This window comes from Stenotrophomonas sp. AGC87, from assembly GCF_057333975.1.
Map to the genome: position 1 here is coordinate 153,444 of NZ_JBHFHW010000015.1, position 4,147 is coordinate 157,590.

At 66.7% G+C, this 4,147-nt stretch carries 3 protein-coding genes; 2 read left to right on the plus strand and 1 reads right to left on the minus strand.

What is annotated here, in order from left to right:
* The first annotated feature begins 235 nt into the window (after positions 1–235).
* Together ppc and ACE026_RS06785 are read left to right on the plus strand one after the other, a co-directional pair.
* Positions 236–2,947: a phosphoenolpyruvate carboxylase gene (gene ppc, locus ACE026_RS06780; protein ID WP_486038466.1), complete on the plus strand. Its 2,712-nt coding sequence runs from the start codon at positions 236–238 to the stop codon at positions 2,945–2,947.
* 47 nt (positions 2,948–2,994) lie between these two features.
* Positions 2,995–3,456: a hypothetical protein gene (locus ACE026_RS06785; RefSeq protein WP_486038467.1), complete on the plus strand. Its 462-nt coding sequence runs from the start codon at positions 2,995–2,997 to the stop codon at positions 3,454–3,456.
* Between the two features lie 109 nt (positions 3,457–3,565).
* On the opposite strand, the gene ACE026_RS06790 is transcribed toward ACE026_RS06785, so the two are convergent.
* Positions 3,566–4,084, minus strand: a complete 519-nt coding sequence (locus ACE026_RS06790) for an acyl-CoA thioesterase (protein ID WP_070471768.1) — start codon at positions 4,082–4,084, stop codon at positions 3,566–3,568.
* Positions 4,085–4,147: the final 63 nt, after the last annotated feature.

The window sequence follows — 4,147 nt, forward strand, 5'->3', positions numbered from 1 at the left end:
CCCCGCCGCGGCGGGAACGGCTACGAGCCGCTGCAGATCATGATCGTGGATGCCGACCGGTTGGCCGACACGGAAGATGACGGGTAGGTACCGGCCGTTGGCCGGTACCAGAAATGATCGACACCTGCCGGCCAGCGGCCGCCACTACCAGATGTAACTATTTGCGCGACGCAGCAATGACCCCATTGTGGGTTAGGCTTGAGCGGATTCCGTTCCCGAGGCCAGTGCGTCGCAGATGAACGAGTACCGTAGCAGCATCGTTTTTGCCACTCCCGATATTCCCCTGCGTGACGATGTACGCCGACTCGGCGCACTGGTCGGCGACCTGCTCGCCGAGCAGGTCTCCACGCAGTTTTTCGATGATGTGGAACAGGTGCGTACGCGCGCCATCGCCCGCCGCGAAAGCGACGCCCCGCTGTCCGATCTCAACGACGTCCTGACCGGCCTGCCGCCGGCGCGCGCCGAAGCGATGGTGCGTGCCTTCAGTACCTACTTCCAGGTGGTGAACATCGCCGAGCGCGTGCACCGCATCCGCCGCCGCCGCGACTACCAGCGTGCCGGTACGGCCACGCCGCAGCCGGATGGCCTGCAGGACGCACTGGTCAATCTCAAAGCGCAGGGCGTCACCCTGGCCGAGCTGGCGCAGTGGCTGCCGCGCATCGACATCGAGCCGGTGTTCACCGCGCATCCGACCGAAGCGGTCCGCCGCGCGCTGCTGGAAAAAGAGCAGTTGATGGTCGCCAGCCTGGTCGACAACCTCGACGGCCAGCGCACGCCGGGTGAAGCCGCCGCCGACGCTGCGCGTTTCCGCATGGCCCTGACGGCGTCGTGGCAGACCACCGATTCCTCACCCGTGCGCCCCACCGTGGATGACGAGCGGGAGCATGTCGGCTTCTATCTGGTGCAGGTGCTGTACCGGGTGATTCCGGTGCTGTACGAATCGCTGCAGCAGGCACTGCTGGATACCTACGGCGAAGCACTGCCGCTGCCGCGCCTGCTGCGCTTCGGCACGTGGGTGGGCGGCGACATGGACGGCAATCCGAACGTGGATGCCGGCACCATCCGCAACACGCTCGATGCGCAGCGCCAGGCCGTACTCGGCCGCTACCAGAAAGACCTGCTGCAGCTGGCCAGCCTGCTCAGCCAGTCCACCGAGCGGGTGGCGGTCAGCGATGCGCTGCAGGCACGTGTGGAGCAGTACAAGGTGCTGCTGCCCAAGGTCACCTCGCGGCCGCGTCATGCCGACATGCCGTACCGCCTGCTCAATGACCGCATGCGCGCACGCGTGCAGGCCACGATGGACGATGCGGACGGTGCGTATGCGTCGCCGCAGGAACTCACCGATGACATCGAGCTGATCCTGCGCAGCCTGCACGACAACAAGGGCGACCACGCCGGCGGCTTCGCGGTGCGTCGCTTGTTGTGGCGGGTGCGCACCTTCGGCTTCCACCTGGCACGGTTGGATGTGCGCCAGGAGTCCAGCGTGCACGGCCGCGCGCTGGCCAGCGTGCTGGATGGGCAGGAGGCCTGGGACGCCGCCGATGCGGTCACCCGCGCCGCACGCCTGGCCCCGTTCGCCAGTGGCGAGCAGGCGCTGCCGGCGAGCGATGAGCAGGGCGGTGAGCGGCTGGATGCGGTATTCGCGGCACTGGCTGATGCACGCCGCCGGCACGGTGCCGATGCGCTGGGCAGCTACATCATCTCGATGGCGCATGACCGCAGCGATGTGCTCGCCGTACTAGCGCTGGCGCGTCGCGGCGGCTTGGTGGATGACGCCGGCGCGGTGCCGCTGGACATCGCGCCGCTGTTCGAAACCGTGGATGACCTCAAGCGCGGTACCGACACCCTGCGCGATCTGCTGGCCGACCCGGTCTACCGCACGCACCTGGCCTCGCGCGGCGATGTGCAGATGGTGATGCTCGGCTATTCGGACAGTGGCAAGGACGGTGGTATCGCGGCCTCGCGCTGGGGCCTGCAACGTGCCCAGGTGGAACTGCTGGACGTCGCCGCCGAGAACGACATCCGGCTGACCTTCTTCCACGGCCGTGGCGGCTCGATCAGCCGCGGCGGCGGCAAGACCACGCACGCCGTGGATGCCTCGCCGCGTGGCAGCATCGATGGCCGCCTGCGCGTGACCGAGCAGGGCGAAGTGATCCATCGCAAGTACGGCATCCGTGCACTGGCGCTGCGCTCGCTGGAGCAGTCCACCGGTGCGGTGCTGCGCTCCAGCCTGCGCCCGCGCGCAGCGGAACCGCGCGAGGAACAGTGGCGCCCGGTGATGGACCTGATCGCGCAGAAGAGTGCGGAGGCGTACCGCGCCTTTGTCGGCCAGAAAGACTTCATGCAGTACTTCCGCCTGGCCACGCCGATCGACGTGATCGAGCGGATGACCTTGGGCTCACGCCCCTCGCGCCGGCTGGGCGAGGATGCCGCACTGACCAACCTGCGCGCGATTCCGTGGGTGTTCGCCTGGAGCCAGGCGCGTGCCGTGATCCCGGGCTGGTATGGCGTCGGCAGTGGCCTGCAGGCGGCGATCGATGCCGGCCACGAAGGCCTCCTGAAAGAGATGGCGCGCGACTGGCCGTTCTTCAGCACGTTCCTGGACGACATCGCGATGGTGCTGTCCAAGGGCGACCTGACCATCGCCGAGCAGTTCTCGCAGCTGTCCGGTGCGTTGCATGGCCGCTTCTTCCCGCAGATCCAGGGCGAGCTGGAGCTCACCTCACAGTGGATCCTGGCACTGACCGGGCAGGATGAGCTGCTGCAGCACGATCAGCGCCTGGCGCTGTCGATCCGCCTGCGTAACCCCTACATCGATCCGATCAGTGTGCTGCAGGTAGACCTGCTGCGCCGCTGGCGTGAAAGCGGGGGCGAAGACGACGATGTGCTGCGCGCGCTGGTGGCGTGCGTGAATGGTGTTTCGCAGGGCGTCCAGAACACCGGGTAGGCCATGACGGGGCCTGCTCCGCACGCCTTCCGGTATCCTTCCGCCTCATGGACCATTCTTGGCGTATCACCAAATATTGGCAGCGGATGCCCGAGGGAAACCTATGGTCACCGCCAGAAGAATGGACTGACTTCAGCGATGTCGGCAAGCGGGTGAGCGTCGAGGATTACCTCGTTGTCGAGGCTGCTTATCTGGACGCGATAAGGCGATTCTGCGTTGGGATCGGTGCCGAGTCGCTGTGCATCCAGTCGCTTTCTTCGCACGACGTGTGCCAGTACCAGGAGGGTCAGCAGCTCGATCTGGACGGGATCGAGCAGGTGGCGCGCGGCGTGCTGCGCAACGCCTTCTGGTGCAAGCTGGTTGGCGACACTGCCCAAGTGCACTTCGGCTACGACTACTACATGTACGTCGTGTCGTCGGTGGACGCGTCGGCTGCATTGGCAGAGGCCGACCCGCTGCTGAACATCGAGCCGTTCCTCTCGCCCTATCTACCTGAGATGGACGAGTAGCGGTGAGGGGGTTGCCGGCCGCTGGCCGGCAGCGCGCGCCATATGGCAGGTATCGACCAACGGTCGCTACCTGCCCGGTAGGCCATGACCGTGAGTCATGGCGCAGGGCTCAGACCCGCTCGACCAGATCACCCGGTGCAGGCGGATTGGATGCCAGCAGCTCCAGGTGGCGCTGCTCCATCTCCTCGCGCAGCTGGCGGCGGATCAACGCGGCGGCGTGCCGACGGCGTTCGTCGGCGGTCTCCAGCACCAACGGCGGCACCGGGGTCGGCTTGCCGTCGTCATCCACCGCGACCATGGTGAAGAAGCAGCTGTTGGCGTGGCGCACGCTGCGCTTGAGGATGTCCTCGGCCACCACCTTGACCCCGATTTCCATCGAGGAGGTGCCGGTGTAGTTCACCGAGGCCAGGAAGGTGACCAGCTCGCCGACCGCGATAGGCTGGCGGAACATCACCTGGTCCACCGAGAGGGTGACCACGTAGCTGCCGGCGTAGCGGCTGGCGCACGCATAGGCGACCTGGTCGAGCAGGCGCAGCACCGCACCGCCGTGCACCTTGCCGGAGAAATTGGCCATGTCCGGTGACATCAGCACCGTCATGGACAGCTGGTTGGATTTGAATTCTGGCATGGGTCGATTGTAGCGGGCGATGGCAGGCCCGGTTGTGCCGGCCGCTGGCCGGCAGGCTGAAAC